Below are 23,037 nucleotides of genomic sequence, written 5' to 3'. Positions count from 1 at the left end.
GAGGTGCGCGGTGGGTGTGCGGTGGGCCCCGGTCGGCGATCAGTCTGAACGGGGCGTAGATCGGACTGTTAGATTCCTCACCTGGCACGGTGAACGGGAGGCGGGCAATGGCAGCGCACGGAGCGCGGAGCCGGGGTGGCCGGCGGCCGACGCTGGAAGAGGTCGCCGCACGCGCGGGCGTGGGCCGCGGCACGGTCTCCCGGGTGATCAACGGTTCCCCACGGGTCAGCGAGGCGACCCGCGAGGCGGTCGAGGCCGCCGTCGCCGAGCTCGGTTATGTGCCGAACACGGCGGCGCGCGCGCTCGCCGCCAACCGCACCGACGCCGTCGCCATGGTGGTGCCCGAGCCCGAGACCCGGTTCTTCGCCGAGCCGTACTTCTCGGACATGCTGCGCGGTGTCGGCTCACAGCTCGCCGAGACGGAGATGCAGCTGCTGCTGATCTTCGCGGGCAACGACCGCGAGCGCAGGCGCCTGGCCCAGTATCTGGCCGCCCACCGGGTGGACGGCGTGCTGCTCGTGTCCGTGCACGCCGACGACCCGCTGCCCGATCTGCTGGCCCAGCTCGAGATCCCGGCCGTCATCAGCGGCCCGCGGTCCGTCGAGGAGACGCTGCCCTCGGTCGACTCGGACAACTACGCCGGGGCGCGCTCGGCCGTCGAGCACCTGCTGGCGCGCGGCCGCTCGACGATAGGGACCATCACGGGCCGCCTGGACGTCTACGGTGCGCAGCGCCGTGTCGACGGCTACCGGGACGGGCTGCGGGACGCGGGCCACGAGGTGGACGCGGACCTGATCGTGGCGGGCGACTTCACCGAGGAGGGCGGTCACCGGGCGATGGCGGAGCTGCTGCGGCGGCGTCCCGGTCTGGACGCGGTGTTCGCGGGCTCCGACGTGATGGCGGCCGGCGCCCGTCAGCTGCTGCGCGAGGCGGGCCGTCGCATCCCCGACGACGTGGCCCTGGTCGGCTTCGACGACTCGGCGATCGCCCGGCACATGGATCCGCCGCTGACGAGCGTGCGGCAGCCGATCGAGGAGATGGGGCGGGCCATGATCGATCTGCTGCTCGCCGAGATCGCGGACGGCCGCCCGGCGGCGTCCCGGGGCCTGGACCGCCAGCAGGTCGTCCTGCCGACGCAGCTGGTGGAGCGGGCCTCGTCCTGAGGGGTACCTCGTTCTGAGAGGGCACGCCCGCGTGCGAAGGGCGGGTGGATGAGCGGGGCGGACAATGGATGGGCCTCGCGCTCGTCCTGGCTGCCGGGAGGGCAGTCGTCACGCGTCCACCCGGTGTCAAGCCCGCCACCGCAAAGCACGCTCCCAGCAGGCATGCGGCAGCAAGACGAAGGCCCGGCCTGCTCTCGCAGGCCGGGCCTTGATCCTTCAGGGTGAGTGACGGGACTCGAACCCGCGGCATCCTGGACCACAACCAGGTGCTCTACCAGCTGAGCTACACCCACCATGACCGGCGGTTCTCCGTGAGGATTCCCCGACCGGCCGAGAAAAAGTGTACAGGGTCCGGGGCGGTGCTCGCGCCCGCCTTTCCCGGCGCCCTACTGCCGGGGGGCGGCAGGGGCCCCTTCGGCGGGCAGGACGTGCCGGAGCGCGATGGTCTTCGCGGTCTCCGAGTCCGGTCCCGGCTGCGGCACGAAGATCGCCTCCCGGTAGTAGCGCAGCTCGGCGATCGACTCGCGGATGTCGGCGAGCGCCCGGTGGTTGCCGTTCTTCTCGGGACTGTTGAAGTACGCCCGCGGGTACCAGCGGCGGGCCAGCTCCTTCACCGAGGACACGTCGACGATCCGGTAGTGGAGGTACTCCTCCACGCGCGGCATGTCGCGCAGCAGGAAGCCGCGGTCGGTGCCGACCGAGTTTCCGCACAGTGGGGCCTTCCCGGGCTCCTTGACGTGCTCGCGTACGTACGCCAGGACCTGCTCCTCGGCGTCGGCGAGTGTCGTACCGCCCGCCAGCTCGTCGAGGAGACCCGAGGCGGTGTGCATCTGCCGCACCACCTCGGGCATGGTCTCCAGCGCCGCGTCCGGCGGGCGGATCACGATGTCCACCCCTTCGCCGAGCACGTTCAGCTCAGAGTCGGTGACCAGGGCGGCCACCTCGATGAGCGCGTCGTTCGCCAGCGAGAGCCCGGTCATCTCGCAGTCGATCCACACCATGCGATCGTTCATGTGTCTAACCCTACGGCGCGCTCCGCGGGCCGGGCAGACTCGGGCGAGTGGTTGCGTACGTATCCGAGCTGGGCTTGCCCGGCTCCGTGGGCGCCGACGGGGCCGGTCCCAGCCCGTTCGACGCGGCGGGACGCCTGTTCTGCGGCGGCAGCGCGGTCTCCGGAGCCGCGGAGGCCCCGGCGTCCGCCGGCTTCTCGGCCCCGGGCCTGCGGGCCCGGTACGCGGCCCGGTAGGCGGCCGGGGACGAGCCGAGCTGGCGCCGGAAGTGGCCGCGCAGCGCCACGGGTGAGCGGAAGCCACAGCGGCCCGCGACCTCGTCGACCGAGTAGTCGGAGGTCTCGAGCAGCCGCTGCGCCTGCAGCACGCGCTGGGTGATCAGCCACTGCAGGGGAGCGCTCCCGGTGAGCGAGCGGAACCTGCGGTCGAAGGTCCGCCGGCTCATGTACGCGCGCGCGGCCAGGGTCTCCACGTCGAACTGCTCGTGGAGGTGCTCAAGCGCCCAGGCGACGACCTCGGCGAGCGGGTCGGCGCCGATCTCCTCCGGTAAAGACCGGTCGAGGTAGCGCTCCTGGCCGCCGCTGCGGCGCGGCGGCACGACCAGGCGGCGGGCCAGCGCGCCCGCGGCCTCGTTGCCGTGGTCCGAGCGCACGATGTGCAGGCACAGGTCGATGCCCGCCGCCGTGCCCGCGGAGGTGAGGACGTCGCCGTCGTCGACGAAGAGCTCCCGCGGGTCCACGTGGACGGACGGGTAGCGCTTGGCCAGCGTCGGCGCGTACATCCAGTGGGTCGTCGCCGGGCGGCCGTCCAGGAGGCCGGCTGCGGCCAGGACAAACGCCCCGGTGCAGAGCCCGACGATACGGGCTCCCTCCTCGTGCGCCCGGCGCAGCGCCTCCAGGGCGTCCGCGGGGGGCGGCGAGGTGATCGACCTCCAGGCCGGTACGACCACGGTGCCCGCCCGGGCGATCGCCTCCAGGCCGTACGGTGCGGTGAGTTCCAGGCCCCCCGTCGTGCGCAGCGGTCCCTCCTCGCCGGCGCACACCAGCAGGCGGTAACGGGGCACTCCGGCGTCCTGGCGGTCGATCCCGAACACCGAAAGCGGAATGGAACTCTCAAAAATGGGTCCGCCGCTGAACAGCAGCACCGCGACGATCTCCTTGCGGCGGCGCCCGGAGAGCTTCCGGGCTGCACCCTCCGGTGCGGCAGTGGAGTCGTGGCTCATGCTGCTAAGCCCCCCTCGGTGGTCGCGGCTCCCTGTTCGTGTCGGGCTTGTCGCTCCTGCACGTTTCCCCTCGGTCCTGCACGAGTCCCCCGCCGTAAGACAGTCATGATCGAATCTACTGTGTCCAGTGGTGCCGGCGTGACCAGTTCCGCATCCGACGCTATGTCGACATGGCAACTTGGCGTGAAGCATTCGATCACGAAGCGTTGCATTCCGGGAGCGGGCAGGGAAGTGTGCGTGGACTCCGTGGCTGGTCCACGTAGGGTGCGGGGCCCCTCCGGGGGGCTTTCGGTCCTGGTGGAACCCGGGTTGAGGGGCGGTTCGGCCAAGGGGGGTGAGTCCGGGGGAAGTTGGCCGAAAAGAGGTGGGGGCGCGGGCGGGATGCCGGTGGCTCACCGGCGTGTTTTCGCCGGTGTGAGGGGCGCGGGGGTGCGCCCCCTCGCGGGGGCGCTGCGCCTCTGGTGTCCCTGCAGCACCCGTTCCACCCCAGCGGAACGACTGCCCACAACGCGAGCGGCCATGCCTGCCCGTAACGCCGCCCGTCCCCGACCCCCGCCCCGGCCTCGGCCGCGGCTGGGGCGAGAAGCGGGGCGAAGCGGCTGTACGGGGCAGCAACCATTGCCATACGGGCGCGGCTCATGCATGCTCCGGGGAACGCCGTCGCGAGGGCGGCGTGCTCTGGGCAGGAGAGGAGTGCCGCCGTACCCTTGGGGGTATGGGGTTGGGAAGATGATTCCCGGACACAGCTCCGGCGCCAACCACTGTTCCGCCTCGCACATCCTTGACAGCCGACCCTCCCAAGAGGACTTCCTTCGCCGAGACACCGATGGCCGGTCACGAATTCTTTGATCCCGCGGACCGCAAGAGGCAGGTCGCCGATCACACGGCCGACCCCCTCGCGGCAGAGGAAACACGACACCCCTGCGACCCCGCTTTCAAGCACGGCGTCGTCGTCGGCTTCGACGGTTCGACCTCGAGTGAGCGGGCCCTTGCGTATGCGATCGGTATGGCCCGCCGCTCCGGCTCCGGCCTGATCATCGTGCATGTCGCCAACCGGCTGCCGACCACCGTGTGGGCCGGCTGCGAGCCTCCGGTCTTCGTCGACGTCCCGGACCACCGCACCGAGGTGCTCGGCCTCGAGCTCGCCTGTGCGGACTATCTCGCCGAGGTGCCCTGGATCCTCGTCGAGCGCGGCGGCGACATCTGCCACGAGCTCGAAGAGGTCGGCCAGGAGTACGCGGCGGACGCGATCGTCGTCGGCTCCACGCACGGCATCGTCGGCCGCATCTTCGGCTCCGTGGCGGGGCGGCTCGCGAAGCGCGCCCAGCGCCCCGTCGTCGTCATTCCGTAACTTCCCGTTGTCCCAGGTGAGATAGAGCGCGGGCGGCGTCAACTTCCGCGTGTCGACGGGCAATCTACTCATGCGTAGAGGTGATTTGTGCCCTTGTGAAGGGTACATACCGGTCGCCGGGCCCCGCACCGCATCGGGCCGGCGTCACGCAGCACAACTGCACATGAAGGGAGCCCGTTGTGGACAACGACGTCTCTGCGGGAAGCAGCATCTCGACTCTCGGCCATCTCGCCCTCGGTCTCACCCTGTTGGCCTTCGGCCTCGGACATGCCGATGTGATCGACGGCGTGACGGCGTCCGACGCCGTGTCCCTGGCCACCTACGTGGGCGGCGTCGCCCTCTTCGTCGCGGGCCTGCTGGCCCTCCGCGACCGTGACGCGGCCACCGGCACCGCCTTCTCGGCCCTCGGCGCCCTGTGGTTCACCTGGGGCGTCACGGCGGGCGACCAGGTCTCCGGCAACGCCGCCGGACTGTTCATGCTCCTGTTCGCCCTCGTCGCGCTGAGCCTGACGCTGGGCGCCGCGGGCGGCGGCAAGCTCACCCAGGGCACGTACGGGCTGTTCTTCGTCTCCCTCCTCCTTCTCGCCATCGCGGCCTTCGCGGGCAATGACGCCCTCGCCAAGGCCGGTGGCTGGTTTGCGGTGGTGGCGGGCGCGGCGTCCTGGTACGGGGCGACGGCGGCGCTGGCCCACTGGCCCACATCGCTTCCGCGGCGTGCTGCCGGCCGGGGGGTGACGGCCACCGGCTGAGGCAGCCACAGGCCGGGGTCTGGGCAGCCCCGGCCACGAAAGGAGCGACCCCCTGTGTGCTTGGTGGCACACACAGGGGGTCGTTCACGTGCACGGGCGCGCGACGGTGACTACTCCACCGTCACCGACTTCGCCAGGTTCCGCGGCTTGTCGATGTCCCGGCCCAGGGCCAAGGCCGTGTGGTACGCGAGGAGTTGCAGCGGGATGCCCATCAGGATCGGGTCCAGCTCGTCCTCGTTCTTCGGGACCACGATCGTGCGGTCGGCCTTCTCCTGCTCCTGGTGCGCGACCGCGAGGATGCGGCCGCTGCGTGCCTTGATCTCCTCCAGCGCGGCGCGGTTCTTCTCCAGCAGGTCGTCGTCCGGGACGATCGCGACGGTGGGCAGCGCGGGCTCGATGAGCGCGAGCGGGCCGTGCTTCAACTCCGATGCGGGATAGGCCTCAGCGTGGATGTACGAGACCTCCTTGAGCTTCAGGGAGGCCTCGCGGGCCACCGGGTAGCCGCGCACGCGGCCGATGAACAGCATCGACTTGGCGTCGGCGTACTCGTCGGCCAGCTTCTTGATCTCGTCCTCCTGCTCGAGGATCTCGGCGATCTGCGCGGGCAGTTTGCGCAGGCCCGCGATGATCCGCTTGCCGTCGGACACGGACAGGTCGCGGGTGCGGCCGAGGTGCAGGGCGAGCAGCGCGAAGGCGACGGTGGTGTTGGTGAAGCACTTGGTGGACACGACGCAGACCTCGGGGCCCGCGTGCACGTACATGCCGCCGTCGGCCTCGCGGGCGATGGCGGAGCCGACGACGTTCACCACGCCGAGGACGCGGGCGCCCTTGCGCTTGAGCTCCTGCACGGCGGCCAGCACGTCGTACGTCTCACCGGACTGCGAGACCGCGATGTAGAGCGTGTCGGGGTCGACGACGGCGTTGCGGTAGCGGAACTCGGAGGCCGGCTCGGCGTCGGCGGGGATGCGGGCCAGCTCCTCGATCATCTGGGCGCCGATCATGCCCGCGTGGTAGGAGGTGCCGCAGCCGAGGATCTTCACGCGGCGCACGGCGCGCGCCTCGCGGGCGTCCAGGTTGAGGCCGCCCAGGTGCACGGTGGAGAACCGGTCGTCGATGCGGCCGCGCAGCACCCGGTCCACGGCGTCGACCTGCTCGTGGATCTCCTTGTGCATGTACGTGTCGTGGCCGCCCATGTCGTACGACTCGGCCTCCCACTCGACCGTGGTCGGCGAGGCGGTCGTACGGGTGCCCTCGGTGGTGTACGTGCGGAAGTCGTCGGCCTTCAGCGTGGCCATCTCGCCGTCGTCGAGGGTGACGATCTGGCGCGTGTGAGCGACCAGCGCGGCGACGTCCGATGCGACGAACATCTCCTTCTCGCCGATGCCGAGCACGACCGGGGAGCCGTTACGGGCCACGACGATGCGGTCGGAGAAGTCGGCGTGCAGGACCGCGATGCCGTACGTGCCCTCGATCAGGCGGAGGGCGTCGCGGACCTTGTCCTCGAGCTTTTCGGCCTGGGAGCGGGCGATGAGGTGCGTGACGACCTCGGTGTCGGTCTCGGAGAGGAACTCCACACCGTCGGCGGTCAGCTTGGCGCGCAGCTCGGAGGCGTTGTCGATGATGCCGTTGTGGACGACGGCGACCTTGCCCTCGGCGTCCATGTGGGGGTGCGCGTTCTCGTCGGAGGGGGCGCCGTGCGTGGCCCAGCGGGTGTGGGCGATGCCGACCGTGCCCTTGAAGCGGGCCGGGACCTTGGCCTCCAGGTCGCGGACGCGGCCCTTGGCCTTGACCATCTTCAGGCCGGCCGTCTTGGGGGATGTCACGACGATGCCCGCCGAGTCGTAGCCCCGGTACTCCAGCCGCTGCAGGCCCTCGAGCAGCAGCGGTGCCACGTCACGCTTCCCGATGTATCCGACGATTCCGCACATATAAGTCGTCCCTCTGTTTCCCCGTGTCGATGTAGTTGTCGCCCGCGCCGATCCGTAGGCGGTGTCAGCCGCAGGACGGTGTCAGCCGTAGACGATGCGCCGCAGCTGCCTGAGCGTGAGCTCGGGCGGTGCCACGGCGCGGTACTTCAGGTCCGCCTCGATCTGTTCGAAGATCGCCGCGTTCACCAGGCCCTGTGCCTGCAGCTCACGGTGGCGGCGACGGACGTATTCCTCGGTCGTCTCGTCGAAGTAGGCGAGCACGTCCTGGATCACGCGCAGCGCCTCGCCCCGGTTGAGGGGCGTGGACCGCGTCAGATGATCAACAAGTTCGTCGTGCACCCGGTAGATCTTGGGGTATCGGCGACGCTTTCGCAAGAATCCTGCCCGATATCGGGCAGCGATGTGTTGAAACTCCTTTGAGAAACATTGGAACTCTCATGAGCGCCTGTTCGTGAGCCGTCCACCGGGCGTCCGGCGACTGGTCGTCTCGGGAGACGAGTTTCAGTCGCCATGGACATTCCTCGCATGGGAGTACCCGAGAAGCTGGCCGAGCGCATGAGCATGGCCGAGCAGCACGAATACCTGCGCGCCAGATTCTCGCGGCGCTCGATGATCAGAGGCGGCGCCGTCACGCTGGGTGCCGTCACGGGTGGCGCGTTCGTGACGGGTGCCACTGCCCAGGCCGCAGTCCCGACGCAGCGCACCGCCCCCGAGACCGAGACGGTCGACGGCGCCCTCGTCGCCCCCTTCGGCCGCCACCTCGCCTACGGCAACGACCCGCGCACGGAGATCACCGTCTCCTGGCAGGTCCCGGTCGCGGTGAAGAACCCCTTCATCCGGATCGGCGCCCACCCCTGGGACCTCTCCCGCAAGATCGAGGCCGAGGTCCGCACCCTGTACACCCCGGCCGGCGTCGGCGCCAGCGGCGACCACACGCAGTACTACCTGCACGCCAAGCTCGCGAACCTGCGGCCCGGCATGACGTACCACTACGGCGTCGGCCACGCGGGCTTCGACCCGGCCGAGCCGCACCTGCTCGGCACCCTCGGCACCTTCACCACCGCCCCCGCCACCGCGAAGCCGTTCACCTTCACGGCCTTCGGCGACCAGGGCGTCAGCTACCACGCGCTCGCCAACGACAGCCTGATCCTCGGCCAGAACCCGGTCTTCCATCTGCACGCCGGCGACATCGCCTACGGCGACCCGGCCGGTCAGGGCAAGTCCACCGACACCGGCTTCGACTCGCGCACCTGGGACCAGTTCCTGTACCAGACCGAGTCGGTCGCCAAGTCCGTCCCGTGGATGGTCTCGTACGGCAACCACGACATGGAGGCCTGGTACTCGCCCAACGGCTACGGCGGCGAGGAGGCGCGCTTCACGCTCCCCGACAACGGCCCCGACAAGCAGAACCTGCCGGGCGTCTACTCCTTCGTCTACGGCAACACGGCGATCATCTCGCTGGACCCCAACGACGTCTCCTACGAGATCCCGGCCAACCTCGGTATCTCCGGCGGCACCCAGACGAAGTGGTTCGAGGCCCAGCTGAAGAAGTTCCGGACGTCGGACGACATCGACTTCATCGTCGTCTTCTTCCACCACTGCGCGTACTGCACCTCCACCGCCCACGCCTCCGAGGGGGGCGTGCGCCAGGAGTGGGTGCCGCTGTTCGAGAAGTACACCGTCGACCTGGTGATCAACGGCCACAACCACCAGTACGAGCGCACCGACGTCATCAAGGGCGACGAGGTCGCCAAGAAGCTGCCTATCGGCGGTACGGCGTACCCCGAGACCGAGGGCGTGGTGTACGTGACGGCGGGGGCGGCGGGCCGCAGCCTGTACGCGTTCAGCGCCCCGGACTCGTACGAGGGGCACGAGCACGAGGTCGACTCCGTGGCCTCGTTCGTCAACCTCAAGGACGGCAAGCAGAACGAGACGGTCGCGTGGTCCCGGGTGCGCTACCTGAACTACTCGTTCCTGCGCGTGGACGTCACCCCCGCGCCCAAGGGCCGCTACACCACGCTGAAGGTCCAGGGCATCGCCGAGACGGGTGACCGGATCGACCACTTCACGGTGGCGCGCAGGGCCAAGTAGCCCCACGACGGGCGCCCCCGGAGGACCGTACTCCAGGGGCGCCCGCCCGTTCATGGGCCGTCACAGGCCGGATATGGGGTTCTTCAGAAGCCCCGCCATGGGTTCTTCAGAGGCCCGCTATGGGGTTCTTCAGATCGCCCACGAGCTGGAGCGCCCCCGACGGATCGGCCAGGTCGACCATCTGCGCGTTGTTGCGCAGCTGCAGCCGGTTGAGGCAGGACAGGGCGAACTCGGGCGCGAACATGTCGTACTGCCGGAATTTGTCGGCGAGTTCGGGCGTGGACTCCTGGTAGTCCCGTACGCAGTCGGCGACGGCCGTCCAGAACGTGTCCTCGTCCAGCACGCCCTCCGTGACGAGGTTCGCGGCCAGGAAGCGGAAGAAGCAGTCGAAGACGTCGGTGAAGATCGACAGCAGCTTCTTGTCCTCGGGGACCTCGACCCGGATCCGCTCGACCGCGGGCGGCAGCACCGCGTCCGGATCCATGACCGCGATCTCCTCGGCGATGTCCTTGAAGACCGCCCGCTGCACGACGCCGTCCTTCAGGACCAGGATCACGTTCTCGCCGTGCGGCATGAACACCAGGTCGTACGCGTAGAAGCTGTGCAGCAGCGGGGTGAGGTAGGCGCGCAGATAGTGCTTCAGCCACTCCGTGGGCGTCAGGCCGGACTGCTCGATCAGCGCGGCCGCGAAGGAGGCGCCCTCGCGGTCGGTGTGCAGCAGTGACGCCATGGTCGCGAGCCGTTCGCCCTCCTGCAGGGACGGCACGGGGCTCTCGCGCCACAGCGCGGCGAGCATCTTGCGGTACGGCGAGTAGCGGTCGGTCGCGGCCTCGTACTCCAGGTGCCGGTAGCCGACGGCGGCGCGCTCGCGGATGACCGACAGGCCGGTGGACTTCAGCACTTCGTCGCTGTCGATGAGGCCCGCCAGCCAGTCGTTGATCGCCGGGGTCGCCTCCATGTACGCGGCCGAGAGCCCGCGCATGAAGCCCATGTTGAGCACCGACAGGGCGGTTTTCACATAGTGCTTGGCCGGGTCGCTCGTGTTGAAGAACGTACGGATCGACTGCTGGGCCAGGTACTCGTCGTCGCCCTCGCCGAGGCACACGAGGTGGTGCTGGGCGATCTCGGCGGCGAACGTCACCGAGAGCTTGTTCCACCACTGCCAGGGGTGGACGGGGATGAGGAGGTAGTCGTCCGGGTCGAGCCCCTGGTCCGTGAGCGTCTGCGCGAACCGCTTCAGCGTCTCCTCGCCGAGCTCCGACCGCAGCAGCGACTCGTAGTCGAGGCCGACGCCCGCCGTGAAAGCGGCCCGCGAGCGGGGGGCGGCGAGCCACACCAGCCGGACGGGGCTCGCGGTCTCCGGCGCGTACGACAGGTACTCGTGTACGCCGAAGCCGAGCCGGCCGTTGTTCGCGACGAAACAGGGGTGGCCCTCGGTCATGCCCGTCTCGATGGCCTGGAAGTCCGCGCGTGCCAGCTCGGCCGCCGGGACGGTCGGCTTGGTGAGCTTGTAGCAGGTGCCGGAGAGCGTGGAGGAGATCTCCTCCAGATAGACCGGCAGGATGGCGTCGCTCAGGCCGAGCGAGTCCTTCAGCTCGATGAAGAACTCCAGGGCGTGCAGCGGGAGTTCCGTGCCACCCCGGTGGCGGGTGATGGACTCCGGGAACACCTGCCAGTGGTCCAGGCGCAGCCGGCGGGCCGTGAAGCGGTACTCGACCGTGCCGTCGTCGCTTCGGACGGCGTACCGGTCGTCGCCCAGCGGCTCCGGCGTGAAGAGCCGCTCGTGGGCGAACTCGGCGAGCGCTTTGCGGACGAGGAGGCGGTTGGCCCCTGCCCAGCGCTCGGGGGACAGGTGCGCCACGGCGTCGGACAGGGTCATATGGCCACTCCTTGTGCGTCAGCCGGTGCGGACGCCTGGGCACCCGCACGTGCGGCCTCGCGTACTGCTGCTTCTCGTGCTGCTGCTTCTCGTACGACCGCTGCCTCGAACTGCGCGCGTGTGCAGAAGCTCAGCAGCGCCTTCTTCTCGGGCTTCTGGATCTCGCGTTCGGCTTCAAATCCGACGGCCTCGTTCAGCGCATGCACGGCCTTGTTGCGTACGTCGGGTTCGACGACGACGCGCTCCGTCGCCGGGTCGGCGAACAGGTGCTCCATCACCGCGGTGATCACGGCCCGGGTGAAGCCGTGCAGGGGCGTGTCCGTCGGCGCGACCAGGAAGTGCATGCCGGTGTCGCCCGGCTGCGGCTCGTACAGGCCGACGAGCTCGACGTGCGCCGGGTCGTAGCGCTCCATCAGGAACGCGGGCTCGCCGTTGTGCAGGCCGATGAACGCGTCGTGGTGCTCGGCGGCCGCGATGGCCATGTACTCGCGCTCCACGTCCTGCAGTTTCGCGTCCTGCATCAGCCAGAAAGCGGCCTTGGGGTGCGTGACCCAGCCGTGCACCAGTTCGGCGTCGGCCAGCGGGTCCATCGGCCGGACGCTGAACGTGCCGAGGTCGTGTGTGCGGGCGGTGTGGCTCGTGCGGCTCATACGGCGAACTCCTGGAACGCGATGGTCTTCTCGACGGGGTAGTACTCGCGGCCCAGCAACTCGCTGATGATGTAGCTGTTGCGGTAGGGGCCCATGCCGAGGTCCGGGCTCGTGATGCTGTGCGTGTGCACGCCCGCGTTCTGCAGGAAGATCCCGCGGCCGGTGGTGTCGATGGAGTAGTTGCGGGCGACGTCGAAGCGGCCGCGGGAGTCCCAGCGGACGCGGTCGCGCACGGGCTCCAGGAACGCCGGCGTCGCGTACTTGTAGCCGGTGGCCAGGATCAGGCCCTCGGTGCGGATCTCGTAGTCCTTGCCCTGCTCCTCCTGGCGCAGGCCGAGGGTGTACGTGCCGTCCTCGTAGGCCGCGGTGTGCAGCGCCGAGTTGGTGAGGAGCCTGGTGGGGACCGGGCCGCCGAGGCTCTTCTGGTACAGCAGGTCGAAGATCTCGTTGATGAGATCGCCGTCGATGCCCTTGAACAGGCCCCTCTGCTGCGTCTCGAGGCGGTAGCGGGTGTCCTCGGGCAGCGCGTGGAAGTAGTCGACGTACTCCGGAGAGGTCATCTCCAGCGTGAGCTTGGTGTACTCCAGCGGGAAGAAGCGCGGGGAGCGGGTGACCCAGTTCAGCCGGTAGCCGTGGACGTCGATCTCGCTCAGCAGGTCGTAGTAGATCTCGGCGGCGGACTGGCCGCTGCCGACCAGCGTGATCGACTCCTTGCGCTGCAGCTCCTGCTTGTTCTGCAGATAGCGGGAGTTGTGGATGAAGTCGCCGCCCAGTCCCTGGCAGGCCTCCGGGATGTACGGCGGGGTTCCGGTGCCGAGGACGAGCCGGCGGCCGTAGTACGTCTCGCCGCCTGCCGTCCGTACGACGTAGACCTTGCCCTCGTCCTCGTAGGCGACCTCGGTCACCGTCGTGTTGAAGCGGATGGAGGAGAGCTTCGAGGCGGCCCAGCGGCAGTAGTCGTCGTACTCGACGCGCAGCGGGTAGAAGTTCTCGCGGATGTAGAAGGAGTACAGGCGGCCCGATTCCTTCAGGTAGTTGAGGAAGGAGTAGGGCGAGGTCGGGTCGGCGAGGGTAACCAGGTCCGACATGAACGGCGTCTGGAGGTGGGCGCCGTCGAGGAACATCCCCGAGTGCCACTCGAAGTGCGGCTTGGACTCCAGGAACACTCCGTCGAGCTCGTCGATGGGCTCGGTGAGGCAGGCCAGGCCGAGATTGAAGGGGCCGAGGCCGATCCCCACGAAATCGTGGACGTGGGGGCTGGGCTCAGGAAGCGCGGTCAAGGGACTCTCCCAGGTACTGCTCGGCGTGGCCGGCGATCAGATCGAGGACGGCCGCGATGTCGGTGACCGTCGTCTCGGGGTTGAGCAGGGTGAACTTCAGGTAGTGGCGGCCGCCCACCGTGGTGCCCGCGACGATCGCGTCGCCGGAGGCGAACAGCGCCTTGCGGGCGTACAGGTTGGCGCGGTCGATCTCGGCCGGGTCGGTGACGGAGGCCGGAATACAGCGGAAGACGAGCGTGGACAGCTGGGGCTGGACCACGACGTCGAAGCGCGGGTCGGCGGCCAGCAGTTTCCAGCCCTCGGCGGCCAGGTCGCAGACCTCGTCGAAGAGCTCGCCGACCCCGTCGGCGCCCATCACGCGCAGCGTCATCCACAGCTTGAGCGCGTCGAAGCGGCGGGTGGTCTGCAGGGACTTGTCCACCTGGTTGGGGATTCGTTCCTCCACCATGCGGCGCGGGTTGAGGTAGTCCGCGTGGTACGTGGCGTGGCGCAGCGTGGCCGCGTCCCGCACCAGGACGGCGCTCGAACTCACGGGCTGGAAGAAGGACTTGTGGTAGTCGACGGTGACGGAGTCGGCGCGCTCGATGCCGTCGAGGAGGTCGCGGCGGGTCTTCGACACCAGCAGCCCGCAGCCGTACGCAGCGTCGACGTGCATCCACGTGCCGTACTGGGCGCACAGCTCAGCGATCTCCGGCAGCGGGTCGATCGAGCCGAAGTCGGTGGTGCCCGCGGTGGCGACGACGGCCATGGGGACCAGGCCGTCGTGGATGCAGCGCTCCAGCTCGTGGGCGAGCGCGACCGTGTGCATGCGCTTGTTCTGGTCGCAGGGGAGGGAGACGACCGAGTCGGCGCTCAGGCCGAGGAGTTTCGCGGACTTCTTGACGCTGAAGTGGCTGACCTCGGAGGCGAAGATGCGCAGCCGGGCGGTGTCGTGGGCCTTGGCCTCCTCGCGGGCCAGGAGCAACGCCTGGAGGTTGGACTGCGTACCGCCGCTGGTGAACACGCCGTCGGCGGCCGGGCCGAGACCAATCCGCTCGGCGGTCCAGTCGATGAGCTTGCGTTCGATGAGGGTGCCGCCGGCCGACTGGTCCCAAGTGTCGAGGGACGAGTTGACCGCGGACAGGACGGCCTCGCCGAGCACGGCCGGGATGACGACCGGGCAGTTGAGGTGCGCGAGGTAGCGCGGGTGGTGGAAGTAGACAGCGTCGCGGAGGTAGACCTCTTCGAGCTCGTCGAGGACCGCGGTCGTGTCGCCCAGCGGCCGGTCCAGGTCGATTTTCTCGATGACGGGGGTGAGGGTGTCGACGGTGACGCCGGTGAACGGCCGGTCGGTGGTGGCGAGTTTGGCCGCCACCCGCTCGACTCCTTCGGTCACGGAGCGGCGGTACCGCTCCGCGGTCGTGTCATTGAGCAGGTGCGAGCGCATGGGGGTCCTCCGGACGGCTCAGGACAAGGGAAGGGTCGCGACGACGGACTTAGGTTAGCCTAACCTAATTCAGACGCGCGACCCTGCCTCACCTGTCTCTTTTGCGATGTATTCCTGTGGCTGGATGGGGATTTGACGCGACTACGCCTGCTCGCGCAGCTGTTCCTCCGTCAGACCGCGGCGCCAGTAGCCGACGAAGGTGACGCGCTTGCGGTCGAACGCGCGCTCCCGCACCAGATGGCGGCGCAGCGCCTTCACGCACCCTGACTCACCCGCGATCCAGGCGTACGGGGCGGTCGCATCGGGGAGTTGAGCGGCCCGGAGGGCGTCGAGGGCCATGGGGGACCCCTCGACGCCGCCGGTCGCCTCGCCCCCCGTGCCGTGCTCGTCGCGCACGAGCCAGGTGATGTCCGCATCGGCCGGGGTAGTCAACTCCAGGCGGTCTGCGGCGTGCTGGACCTCCAGCCAGACGCGGGCCCGGGTGCCCGGCGGCAGCCACTCCAGGATGGCCGAGGCCGCGGGCAGGGCCGTCTCGTCCGCCCACATCACGACCAGGTCGGTGTCGGCGGGCGGACGGAAACGTACCGCCGTGTTGTCGGCGATCGCCGGGCCGAGGACCAGGACGCGGTCACCGGCCCGGGCGCCGGCCGCCCAGCGCGAGGCGGGGCCGGCCGGGGTGGCGGCCCCTGGCTCCACCCCGTGCAGCGCGAAATCGATGTCGATCTCGTCGACACCGTCAGGCGTGCGTCGCTGGGCGCGCACCGTGTACGACCGCATCACCGCCCGTACGTCGTCGGGCAGTTCACGCCAGGCGTGCCACCAGTTGTCGCCCGCCTCGAGTGGGAGCACGGGCTCGGTCTGGCCCGGGTGCGGCAGGAAGAGCGAGAGGCTCTGGTCGCGGCCACCGGAGGCGAAGGCGTGCGCCTCGCGCCCGGTGAACGTGACACGGACCATGGACGGGCCGAGCCGCCTCGTCCGTACGACGTGCAGTGCGAAGAAACGGAACGGGGCGGCCACGGCTGTCGTCATCTCTGGCTCCTGGAGCGTCGATGAGGGCTATTGAGGTGTGTTCGTCGGACTGCTCGGACCGAGTGGGTCAGCCGGCCCTTCGGACGGTGTCGGCTGACCGGTCGGCTCGGGCGGTCAGCTGACCTTCTTCGCCGTCTCGATGGCCTCGGCGAGGTTCTCGAGGATCGGCGCGCACTTGTCGTAGGACAGGATCGGCTCCGGCGTACGGGCGATGACCTGGCCGGCCTTGACGGCGGGCAGCTTCTTCCAGGTCGCCTCGGTGATGTCGGCCGGCTGGATGGCCTGCGTGCGGTCGTCCATGATGATGATGTCGGCCTTGTACTTGTCGACGTTCTCCCAGCTCAGGCTCTCGAACCAGCCGCCGCTGGCCTTCAGGGCCTTCGCCGACGGCTCGACGATGTTCACGCCGAGCGCCTTGAAGTACTCCAGGTCGATGGAGAGGTTCGAGCCGGAGACGTAGAAGATGTCCTGGCTTGCGGAACCGGCCAGCACCTTGATGTCGGGGTGCGCCTTGGCGGCCTTGCGGAGCCGTGCGGCCGCGTCCTCGAAGCGCTTCTTCGCCGCGGTGACCTTCTCCGACGTCACGTCGGCGCCGAGCGACTCGGCCAGGGCGAACATGCGCTGCAGCGGCTTGTCCATCTGACGGTCGTAGACGGAGATGCCGACGCTCGGGGCCAGCTTGAGGATCTTGGACGCGGACTCCTCGGGGACGTACCAGAGGGTGCCCGCGTCGTCGAACATCGTGGAGATCAGCACGTCGGGGGAGAGGCCCGCGTACTTCTCGATGTTGAACTCGCCCCAGGTGTTGCCGATGACGGTCAGCTTGCTGACGTCCATGTCGCCGGCCTGGACGTCGGCCCTGCCGTCCTGGGTCGTGGTCGGGCCGAAGACGCCCTTGACCTCGATGCCGTAGTCGTAGAGGGCGGCCGCGACACCGGTGAACGCGACGATGTTCGCCGGGGTCTTGTCCAGCTTCACCGTCTCGCCGCGGTCGTCCTTGAAGGTCCAGGGGCCGGACTTCGTGGCCTCGGCTGAAGCGTCCGAGCCGCCGCTCTTCGCGTCGGTGTCGCCGCAAGCGGTCAGCAGGGCGCCGATACCGAGGGCGCCGCCTGCGGCGAGGATGCCGCGACGGGAGAGGTGGGAGGCACGGGCGTTGGGCATGGATGGGCTGCTTTCGTGACGGGCATGGCGCCCCTGGACAAGGTCGAAGGTAGGTTAGCCTAACCTCATTACTTGTCCAGAGGGTGGGGGCGCTTCCGTCCCGTGAGCCCGGCCTCGCCGGCAGTCGGCTATGAGCGGCCGGGGTGCCCGGCCTCAGGCGGGGTGCCCGGCTCTCGGTGTCAGCCCACAAGCCCCAGCTCACGGGCGATCAGCAAGCGCTGGACCTCGCTCGTCCCCTCGCCGATCTCCAGGATCTTGGAGTCCCGCCACATACGGGCCACCGGATAATCGTTCATGAAGCCGTAGCCGCCGTGGATCTGGGTCGCCTCGCGGGCGTTGTCCACGGCGACCGTCGACGAGTAGAGCTTGGCCAGGGCGGCCTCCTTCTTGAACGGCTCGCCGCTGATCAGACGCGATGCCGCGTCCCGCCAGGCGAGCCGGGCCGTGTGGGCCTTCATCTCCATGTCGGCGATCTTGAACTGGATGGCCTGGTTGGCGCCGATCGGGCGCCCGAAGGCGTGGCGCTCCTTCGCGTACTTGACGGACTCGTCCACGCAGCCCTGCGCCAGGCCCGTCGCCAGCGCCGAGATGGCGATGCGGCCCTCGTCGAGGATCCGCAGGAACTGGGCGTATCCGCGGCCGAGTTCACCCAGCAGGTTCGCGGCCGGGACCCGTACGTCGTCGAACGACAGCTCCCGGGTGTCCGACGCGTTCCAGCCGACCTTCGAGTACGGCGGTGCCACCGTGAAGCCCGGAGTGCCCGACGGCACGATGATCGACGAGATCAGCGGCTTGCCGTCGTCTGCGCGGCCGGTGACGGCGGTGACCGTGACCAGGCCCGTGATGTCCGTCCCCGAGTTGGTGATGAAGCACTTCGTGCCGTTGATGACCCATTCGTCCGCCGTCTTGTCCAGGACGGCCGTGGTGCGCGTCGCGCTCGCGTCCGAGCCGCCGTCAGGCTCGGTCAGCCCGAAGGCGCCCAGGATCTCGCCCGAGCAGAGCCGGGGCAGCCACTCCTGTTTCTGCGCCTCGGTGCCGTAGCGGAAAACCGGCATCGCGCCCAGCGAGACGCCCGCCTCGAGTGTGATGGCGACGGACGAGTCGACGCGGGCCAGCTCCTCGAGCGCGATGCCGAGTGCCAGATAATCGCCGCCCATCCCGCCGTACTCCTCCGGGAACGGCAGGCCGAACAGGCCCATGCGGCCCATCTCCCGCACGATCTCGTACGGGAACTCGTGCCGCTCGTAGAAGTCGCCGATCTTCGGGGCGACGACGTCGTGCGCGAACTCCTCGACCGTGCGGCGGAGTTCCTCGTGTTCCGGTGACAGCCGGTGGTCGATCGTCATGGCTGGGACTCCTTGAGCATGGCTAGGACTCCTTGTGGGAGAGGGCGCGCACCGTCCGGGACGGGCTGGGCCGGCTGAGGTGGGCGGCCATCCAGACGCTCGTGGCGACCAGACGGCCGAGGTCGACCCCGGTCTCGATCCCGAGGCCGTGAAGCATCCACACCAGGTCCTCGGTGGCGAGGTTCCCGGTGGCGCTCTTCGCGTACGGGCAGCCGCCGAGGCCGCCCGCGGAGGCGTCGACGGTGGTGACGCCGTGCTGCAGCGCGGCCAGCGTGTTGGCGAGGGCCTGGCCGTAGGTGTCGTGGAAGTGCACACCGAGCGCGTCCGTGGGCACGCCGGACTCGTTCAGCGCGGCCAGCAGTGCCTGCACATGGCCCGGTGTGGCCACGCCGATGGTGTCGCCGAGGCTCAGCTCGTGACACCCCATGTCGAGCAGGGCGCGGCAGACCCGTACGACCTGGGCGATGGGCACCGGGCCCTCCCAGGGGTCGCCGAAGCACATCGACAGATAGCCCCGGACGTGGATCTTCTCCTCTTTCGCGCGGGCCACGACCGGCTCGAACATGGCCAGGGACTCGTCCACCGTCCGGTTCAGATTGGCCTTGGCGAAGGACTCGGTGGCGCTGGCGAACACGGCGATACGGCGGGCGCCGAGTGCGAGGGCCCGGTCGAGGCCGCGCTCGTTCGGCACGAGCACGGGCAGGGCGACGCCTTCCAGGTCCCGTACGCGAGGGAACAGCTGCTCGGCGTCGGCCAGTTGGGGCACCCACTTCGGGTGCACGAAGCTGGTCGCCTCGATGGTGGTGAGGCCCGACTCCGCGAGCCGGCGGATGAAGTCCGCCTTGATCTCGGTGGGCACGGCGGACTTCTCGTTCTGCAGCCCGTCGCGCGCGCCGACCTCGTGGATCCGCACCCGCGCGGGCAGGTCCTGGGCCGGGACGGCCATGGGCAGTCCGGCTGCGGTCATGGCGCCACCTCCTCGGGAGCCGATGACGTCTGGGGTGCGGGTGACTTCTCGGGTGCCGATGACGTCTGGGGCGGCTTCTCGGGGGCGGACGAGTCGCCCAGGGGCCCCGTCTCGGTGGCCCCGGGCGGCGCCGCGGGCGGGGGCGGTTCCTCGGCGGACGGGCCGTGATCAGGCAGCTCGTGCGGGTCGACCACGGCCAGCACTTGGTCCATGGCGACGGTCGAGCCGGGAGTGACGTCCAGCTCCACGACGGTGCCGGCGTGCGGGGCGGAGATGACGTGCTCCATCTTCATCGCCTCGACCACCAGCAGGCTCTGGCCCGCGGTCACCTCGTCGCCGACGGCGACCTTCACCACCGTGACCGTGCCCGGCATGGGTGCCGTGAGGGAGTCCGCTCCCGAGCGGGCCGCGCCGATGAGCGCGGCAGCCACCGGGTCGTGGTCCCGCACGTGCCAGGCGTCCCCGTCGCGGCCCAGCCAGTCGCCCGCCCGGTGGAAGGGGTGCCGGATGCCGTCGAGCGTGACCGTGACGCGGTCGGGCTCGACGGTGTGGGCGCCCCGGGCGACGTACTCGACGGGGTCCAGGCCCGGGATCCGCAGCCAGTGCCTGACCGGGGCCGGTGCACTGCCGAGCCGCCACCCGCTCGGCACCGAGAACGGGTCGGTCCAGCCTCCGCCCCCGGGCTCCAGCGCCGCCTGCCGTACCGCCGCCGCGGCCTCATACACCTCGTCGGGCACCGACTGGTCCACGAGTGCGTCGATCTCGCGCTCCACCAGCCCGGTGTCCAGGTCGCCCTCGACGACGGCCGGATGGGCCAGCAGCCGGCGCAGGAACCCGGCGTTCGTCTGCACGCCCAGCGTGACCGTGCCGGACAGGGCGGCCCGCAGCCTGCGCAGTGCCGTGGCGCGGTCGGGTCCGTGCGCGATGACCTTCGACAGCATCGGGTCGTAGAGGCTGCCGACCTCCGTGCCCTCGCTGAGCCCCGAGTCGGTGCGCACCCCGTCGCCCTGGGGCTCGTGCAGTGCGAGGACCGTGCCGCCGGAGGGCAGGAAGCCGCGGGACGGGTCCTCGGCACAGATACGGGCCTCGATCGCATGCCCGTCGAGCCTGATGTCCTCCTGCGCGTAGGGCAGATGCTCGCCCGCCGCGATCCGCAGCTGCCACTCGACCAGGTCCAGGCCCGTGATCAGCTCCGTCACCGGGTGCTCGACCTGGAGCCGGGTGTTCATCTCCATGAAGTAGTACGCGGACGGGTCGCCGCCCGGGACGATGAACTCGACCGTGCCCGCGCCCCGGTACCCGCAGGACCGGGCCGCCTGGACGGCCGCCTCGCCCATCGCCGCGCGGGTCTTCTCGTCCAGGAGGACGGACGGCGCCTCCTCGATGATCTTCTGATGGCGTCGCTGCAGCGAGCACTCGCGCTCGCCGAGATGGATCACATGGCCGTGTGCGTCCGCCAGGACCTGGATCTCGATGTGCCGGGGCCGGTCGATCCAGCGCTCCACGAGCAGCGTGTCGTCACCGAAGGAGGCGCGGGCCTCGCGTCTGGCGGCCGCGATCTCGTCCAGCAACGCGGACTCGACGCGGGTGAGACGCATGCCCTTGCCGCCGCCGCCCGCCGACGGCTTCAGCAGTACCGGCAGCCCGATCTCGCGGGCGGCCTCGGCGAGTTGGGCGTCCGTGAGGCCGCTGCCCGACGAGCCGGGCACGACCGGCACCCCGGCCGCCTGCACGGTCTCCTTGGCGCGGATCTTGTCGCCCATCAGCTCGATCGCGGAGGCCGACGGCCCGATGAAGACCAGACCGGCGTCCTCGCAGGCCCGCGCGAAGCCCGCGTTCTCGGCGAGGAATCCGTATCCCGGGTGGACCGCCTGTGCCCCGGTCCGCGCCGCCGCCTCCAGCAGCCGCTCCACCGACAGATAGCTCTCCGCCGCGGGCGGCGGACCGATCCGTACGGCCGTGTCCGCCTCCCGTACGTGCCGGGCGCCCGCGTCCGCGTCGCTGAAGACCGCCACCGAGCGCACTCCGAGGGCGCGGAGCGTGCGGATGACGCGGACGGCGATCTCGCCCCGGTTGGCCACAAGAACCGTGTCGAACATTCCCACCCTCACATCCGGAAGACGCCGAAGCCGGCGGCGGTCGAGTCCCTCTCGGGAAGCGGGGCGTTGGCACAGGCGGTCAGGGCCAGCCCCAGCACCTGCCGGGTCTCCAGCGGGTCGATCACGCCGTCGTCCCACAGCCGCGCCGTCGCGTAGTAGGCATTCCCCTGCGACTCGTACTGCGCACGGATCGGGGCCTTGAAGGACTCCTCGTCCTCGGCGGGCCACTCCTCGCCCCGTGCCTCCAGCTGGTCCCGCTTGACGGTCGCCAGCACGGAGGCCGCCTGCTCGCCGCCCATCACCGAGATCTTGGCGCCCGGCCACATCCACAGGAACCGCGGCGAATACGCCCGTCCGCACATCGAGTAGTTGCCCGCGCCGTACGACCCGCCGATCACCACGGTCAGCTTCGGGACGCGCGTGCAGGCCACGGCCGTGACCATCTTGGCGCCGTGCTTGGCGATGCCACCCGCCTCGTAGTCCCGGCCGACCATGAAGCCCGAGATGTTCTGCAGGAAGAGCAGCGGGATGCCGCGCTGGTCGCACAGCTCGATGAAATGGGCGCCCTTCTGCGCGGACTCGGAGAACAGGATGCCGTTGTTGGCGACGATCCCCACCGGATGGCCGTGGATCCGCGCGAACCCGGTCACCAGCGTCTGCCCGAACTCCGCCTTGAACTCGGCGAAGCGGGAGGCGTCGACCACGCGCGCGATGACCTCGCGCACGTCATAGGGGGTGCGGGGGTCCACCGGCACCGCCCCGTACAGCCCGGCCGGGTCCACCTTTGGCTCCACGGCCGGCTCGACCGCCCAAGGGAGCTCCCCGCGCGCGGGAAGGGTCGAGACGATGGTCCGCACGATGCGCAGCGCGTGTGCGTCGTCCTCCGCCAGATGGTCCGTCACACCCGAGACGCGCGCGTGGACCTCGCCGCCGCCCAGCTCCTCGGCCGTGACGACCTCGCCCGTCGCCGCCTTCACCAGCGGCGGGCCGCCCAGGAAGATCGTGCCCTGATTGCGGACGATCACGGCCTCGTCGCTCATCGCGGGCACATACGCGCCGCCCGCCGTGCACGAACCGAGCACCGCCGCGATCTGCGGGATGCCCGCGCCCGACATCCGCGCCTGGTTGTAGAAGATCCGCCCGAAGTGCCCCCTGTCCGGGAAGACCTCGTCCTGCATGGGCAGGAAGGCGCCGCCCGAATCCACCAGGTAGACGCAGGGCAGGCGGTTCTCCAGGGCCACCTCCTGGGCGCGCAGGTGCTTCTTCACCGTCATCGGGTAGTACGTGCCGCCCTTGACCGTCGCGTCATTCGCGACGATCACGCACTCGCGGCCCGAGACCCGCCCGATCCCGGCGATCACGCCCGCCGCCGGAGCGTCCCCGCCGTACATCCCGAACGCCGCCAGCGGGGCCAGCTCCAGGAACGGCGAGCCCGGGTCGAGGAGCGTGTCCACGCGGTCGCGCGGCAGCAGCTTGCCGCGCGCCACATGGCGGGCGCGGGCCCGCTCGCCCCCGCCGAGCCTGGCCTCGGCCAGCCGGGAGCGCAGCTCCTCGCCGAGGGCGTGGTGCGCCGCCTCGTTGACCCGCCAGGCCTCCGACGCGGGATCTGCCGCGCTCGTCAGCTCCGGTGCCTCGTACATCGCGTCGAGCCCCCTTGCCCGTACCGATGAAGCCGGTCGGCCGTCC

16 protein-coding genes, 1 tRNA gene and 3 pseudogenes are annotated in these 23,037 nt (G+C 70.0%); 5 read left to right on the top strand and 15 right to left on the bottom strand.

Going from position 1 to position 23,037, the window contains the following annotated elements; translation table 11 throughout:
* The first annotated feature begins 107 nt into the window (after positions 1 to 107).
* Positions 108 to 1,163, top strand: coding sequence for a LacI family DNA-binding transcriptional regulator (locus tag STSP_RS22215; RefSeq protein WP_067280922.1), 1,056 nt, complete (start codon positions 108 to 110; stop codon positions 1,161 to 1,163).
* Between the two features lie 220 nt (positions 1,164 to 1,383).
* Here the strand turns inward: STSP_RS22215 and STSP_RS22210 are convergent.
* The 3 genes from STSP_RS22210 to STSP_RS22200 all read right to left on the bottom strand — a co-directional run bounded on the left by STSP_RS22210 (position 1,384) and on the right by STSP_RS22200 (position 3,395).
* Positions 1,384 to 1,456: transfer RNA gene (locus STSP_RS22210), tRNA-His, on the bottom strand.
* 93 nt (positions 1,457 to 1,549) lie between these two features.
* Positions 1,550 to 2,176 (bottom strand): oligoribonuclease, encoded by a 627-nt coding sequence (orn, locus tag STSP_RS22205; RefSeq protein ID WP_078067402.1) that lies wholly within the window; start codon positions 2,174 to 2,176, stop codon positions 1,550 to 1,552.
* A 10-nt stretch (positions 2,177 to 2,186) separates the two neighbouring features.
* Positions 2,187 to 3,395 (bottom strand): helix-turn-helix domain-containing protein, encoded by a 1,209-nt coding sequence (locus tag STSP_RS22200; protein WP_067280919.1) that lies wholly within the window; start codon positions 3,393 to 3,395, stop codon positions 2,187 to 2,189.
* A gap of 826 nt (positions 3,396 to 4,221) precedes the next feature.
* Here STSP_RS22200 and STSP_RS22195 point away from each other — a divergent pair.
* Together STSP_RS22195 and STSP_RS22190 are read left to right on the top strand one after the other, a co-directional pair.
* Entirely contained in the window at positions 4,222 to 4,746 is a 525-nt protein-coding gene (locus STSP_RS22195) for a universal stress protein (RefSeq protein WP_067280917.1), read from the top strand.
* 179 nt (positions 4,747 to 4,925) lie between these two features.
* Entirely contained in the window at positions 4,926 to 5,495 is a 570-nt protein-coding gene (locus tag STSP_RS22190; protein WP_067280913.1) for a GPR1/FUN34/YaaH family transporter, read from the top strand.
* A gap of 110 nt (positions 5,496 to 5,605) precedes the next feature.
* On the opposite strand, the gene glmS is transcribed toward STSP_RS22190, so the two are convergent.
* Together glmS and STSP_RS22180 are read right to left on the bottom strand one after the other, a co-directional pair.
* A complete protein-coding gene (gene glmS, locus STSP_RS22185) occupies positions 5,606 to 7,423 on the bottom strand; it encodes a glutamine--fructose-6-phosphate transaminase (isomerizing) (protein WP_067280912.1) in 1,818 nt (605 codons plus the stop codon).
* 81 nt (positions 7,424 to 7,504) lie between these two features.
* Complete coding sequence (locus STSP_RS22180; RefSeq protein ID WP_067280905.1) at positions 7,505 to 7,762, bottom strand: hypothetical protein; 258 nt, start codon at positions 7,760 to 7,762, stop codon at positions 7,505 to 7,507.
* Positions 7,763 to 7,948: 186 nt separating this feature from the next.
* Here STSP_RS22180 and STSP_RS22175 point away from each other — a divergent pair, with 186 nt between their 5' ends.
* Positions 7,949 to 9,514: a purple acid phosphatase family protein gene (locus tag STSP_RS22175; RefSeq protein WP_067280895.1), complete on the top strand. Its 1,566-nt coding sequence runs from the start codon at positions 7,949 to 7,951 to the stop codon at positions 9,512 to 9,514.
* Positions 9,515 to 9,620: 106 nt separating this feature from the next.
* Here STSP_RS22175 and STSP_RS22170 read toward each other — a convergent pair whose 3' ends face one another.
* Entirely contained in the window at positions 9,621 to 11,393 is a 1,773-nt protein-coding gene (locus STSP_RS22170) for an IucA/IucC family protein (protein WP_067280892.1), read from the bottom strand.
* Positions 11,390 to 11,920: pseudogene (locus STSP_RS22165) on the bottom strand (GNAT family N-acetyltransferase); the annotation flags it as partial. The gene STSP_RS22170 and the pseudogene STSP_RS22165, both read right to left, overlap by 4 nt.
* Here STSP_RS22165 and STSP_RS41285 point away from each other — a divergent pair.
* Positions 11,813 to 12,085 (top strand): annotated as a pseudogene (locus STSP_RS41285) (hypothetical protein); the annotation flags it as partial. The pseudogenes STSP_RS22165 and STSP_RS41285 sit on opposite strands and share 108 nt — an antisense overlap.
* On the opposite strand, the gene STSP_RS22160 reads toward STSP_RS41285, so the two are convergent.
* The 8 genes and pseudogenes from STSP_RS22160 to STSP_RS22125 form a co-directional block, all read right to left on the bottom strand.
* Entirely contained in the window at positions 12,040 to 13,323 is a 1,284-nt protein-coding gene (locus STSP_RS22160) for a lysine N(6)-hydroxylase/L-ornithine N(5)-oxygenase family protein (RefSeq protein ID WP_067280890.1), read from the bottom strand. The pseudogene STSP_RS41285 and the gene STSP_RS22160 overlap by 46 nt on opposite strands.
* Positions 13,307 to 14,749, bottom strand: a complete 1,443-nt coding sequence (gene desA / locus STSP_RS22155; protein ID WP_067280887.1) for a lysine decarboxylase DesA — start codon at positions 14,747 to 14,749, stop codon at positions 13,307 to 13,309. The genes STSP_RS22160 and desA overlap by 17 nt, the downstream gene beginning before the upstream one ends.
* A gap of 141 nt (positions 14,750 to 14,890) precedes the next feature.
* On the bottom strand, positions 14,891 to 15,778 hold the full coding sequence (locus STSP_RS22150; RefSeq protein WP_067280884.1) for a siderophore-interacting protein: 888 nt from the start codon (positions 15,776 to 15,778) through the stop codon (positions 14,891 to 14,893).
* A gap of 114 nt (positions 15,779 to 15,892) precedes the next feature.
* A complete protein-coding gene (locus tag STSP_RS22145) occupies positions 15,893 to 16,939 on the bottom strand; it encodes an ABC transporter substrate-binding protein (RefSeq protein WP_067280882.1) in 1,047 nt (348 codons plus the stop codon).
* Between the two features lie 179 nt (positions 16,940 to 17,118).
* On the bottom strand, positions 17,119 to 18,279 hold the full coding sequence (locus STSP_RS22140; protein ID WP_067280952.1) for an acyl-CoA dehydrogenase family protein: 1,161 nt from the start codon (positions 18,277 to 18,279) through the stop codon (positions 17,119 to 17,121).
* 28 nt (positions 18,280 to 18,307) lie between these two features.
* Positions 18,308 to 19,252 carry a hydroxymethylglutaryl-CoA lyase gene (locus tag STSP_RS22135; RefSeq protein ID WP_067280880.1) on the bottom strand — a complete coding sequence of 315 codons (945 nt, stop codon included), beginning with the start codon at positions 19,250 to 19,252 and terminating at the stop codon, positions 18,308 to 18,310.
* A 176-nt stretch (positions 19,253 to 19,428) separates the two neighbouring features.
* Positions 19,429 to 21,351, bottom strand: a pseudogene (locus tag STSP_RS22130) (acetyl/propionyl/methylcrotonyl-CoA carboxylase subunit alpha); the annotation flags it as partial.
* Between the two features lie 8 nt (positions 21,352 to 21,359).
* The gene (locus STSP_RS22125; RefSeq protein ID WP_067280877.1) at positions 21,360 to 22,991 is read right to left on the bottom strand and encodes a carboxyl transferase domain-containing protein; all 1,632 of its coding nucleotides are present in this window, start codon (positions 22,989 to 22,991) and stop codon (positions 21,360 to 21,362) included.
* Positions 22,992 to 23,037 lie beyond the last annotated feature (46 nt).

The sequence above is a fragment of the Streptomyces jeddahensis genome (assembly GCF_001642995.1).
GTDB lineage: Bacteria > Actinomycetota > Actinomycetes > Streptomycetales > Streptomycetaceae > Streptomyces > Streptomyces jeddahensis.
Note: the sequence above shows the minus strand (reverse complement) of the source record. Positions and strands in the feature narration are given on the sequence as shown.

What these genes read in the sequence shown, in the direction of transcription:
- STSP_RS22200 (WP_067280919.1), bottom strand. Translation starts at nt 3,395, where the DNA reads ATGAGCCACGACTCCACTGCCGCACCGGAGGGTGCAGCCCGGAAGCTC.
- STSP_RS22195 (WP_067280917.1), top strand. Translation starts at nt 4,222, where the DNA reads ATGGCCGGTCACGAATTCTTTGATCCCGCGGACCGCAAGAGGCAGGTC.
- STSP_RS22125 (WP_067280877.1), bottom strand. Translation starts at nt 22,991, where the DNA reads ATGTACGAGGCACCGGAGCTGACGAGCGCGGCAGATCCCGCGTCGGAG.
- STSP_RS22145 (WP_067280882.1), bottom strand. Translation starts at nt 16,939, where the DNA reads ATGCCCAACGCCCGTGCCTCCCACCTCTCCCGTCGCGGCATCCTCGCC.
- orn (WP_078067402.1), bottom strand. Translation starts at nt 2,176, where the DNA reads ATGAACGATCGCATGGTGTGGATCGACTGCGAGATGACCGGGCTCTCG.
- STSP_RS22175 (WP_067280895.1), top strand. Translation starts at nt 7,949, where the DNA reads ATGGGAGTACCCGAGAAGCTGGCCGAGCGCATGAGCATGGCCGAGCAG.
- desA (WP_067280887.1), bottom strand. Translation starts at nt 14,749, where the DNA reads ATGCGCTCGCACCTGCTCAATGACACGACCGCGGAGCGGTACCGCCGC.
- STSP_RS22150 (WP_067280884.1), bottom strand. Translation starts at nt 15,778, where the DNA reads ATGACGACAGCCGTGGCCGCCCCGTTCCGTTTCTTCGCACTGCACGTC.
- STSP_RS22170 (WP_067280892.1), bottom strand. Translation starts at nt 11,393, where the DNA reads ATGACCCTGTCCGACGCCGTGGCGCACCTGTCCCCCGAGCGCTGGGCA.
- STSP_RS22135 (WP_067280880.1), bottom strand. Translation starts at nt 19,252, where the DNA reads ATGACCGCAGCCGGACTGCCCATGGCCGTCCCGGCCCAGGACCTGCCC.
- glmS (WP_067280912.1), bottom strand. Translation starts at nt 7,423, where the DNA reads ATGTGCGGAATCGTCGGATACATCGGGAAGCGTGACGTGGCACCGCTG.
- STSP_RS22215 (WP_067280922.1), top strand. Translation starts at nt 108, where the DNA reads ATGGCAGCGCACGGAGCGCGGAGCCGGGGTGGCCGGCGGCCGACGCTG.